Annotated in this window: 1 protein-coding gene; it reads right to left on the reverse strand. The window is 37.9% G+C overall.

Translation table 11 applies throughout. The features are described from left to right. Window positions 1-137: 137 nt before the first annotated feature. Entirely contained in the window at window positions 138-518 is a 381-nt protein-coding gene (locus tag THIDRDRAFT_RS26085; protein WP_007043430.1) for a hypothetical protein, read from the reverse strand. Window positions 519-770: the final 252 nt, after the last annotated feature.

Here is a 770-nt window from a genome sequence, read left to right on the forward strand (position 1 = left end):
GATATCTGCGTAATCTCCTCCACCCAAAGCAAGATATTCCTCTAATCGAGGCAAACCAAATATAGTAATGTTGGGAAGTAAAATTTTTGCTGTTGGGTCCTTTTTTCTGATTATTTCGTAAGCGATTTTGTGCATTTCTAGCATTTTTCTGAACTCTCTGCCCAGAATAGAGAATAGTCGAACTCATTCCACATTTCATAGTAGTCAATAACATCTCCATATTTATCAACTAAACGTGTTACGAAGTTTTTCCAGTCGCCCATATCTAACGGAGCATACCCCCCCCTTTGTTCGCCATTAGCCCAGCCAGGGACATCTGAAAACGTATACATAATCTTGCTGTCAGGAATATATTTTTTATTATCAACATACATCTGCATTCTTGCCCATGTAAAAACGCCTTTTTGCGCTTCAATGTACGGCCAATTAACACCAGAATCCATAAGTCGAATCATGCCGACGTCAGCCTTACTTATTGCTGGCCATAAATCTAAGATATGCCCCTTATTGCTATGCATACAAAAAGGGTTTTCGGCACTATTTTTTATTGAAAGTAGTATTGTTGGTATAATCTATCAAAGATACGTTGTCAACATAAACAGACACATTTATATCAGAAAGAAAAATATAATTCGTGAGGGATCTCCGTCTTTTGGCGAGCCAACAAAGACAATTTGTTTCCAGTTACTTGTTGCCGTGATCGTTTGTTGTCCCCAGGTATTATACGAGGCGACATCTTTTTGAAGCTTCATTGATACTTTTGTTTCTTT

The sequence above is a fragment of the Thiorhodococcus drewsii AZ1 genome, assembly GCF_000224065.1.
Classification (GTDB): Bacteria; Pseudomonadota; Gammaproteobacteria; order Chromatiales; family Chromatiaceae; genus Imhoffiella; species Imhoffiella drewsii.

Coding starts and splice junctions, on each gene's coding strand:
- THIDRDRAFT_RS26085 (WP_007043430.1), bottom strand. CDS start 518: ATGCATAGCAATAAGGGGCATATCTTAGATTTATGGCCAGCAATAAGT.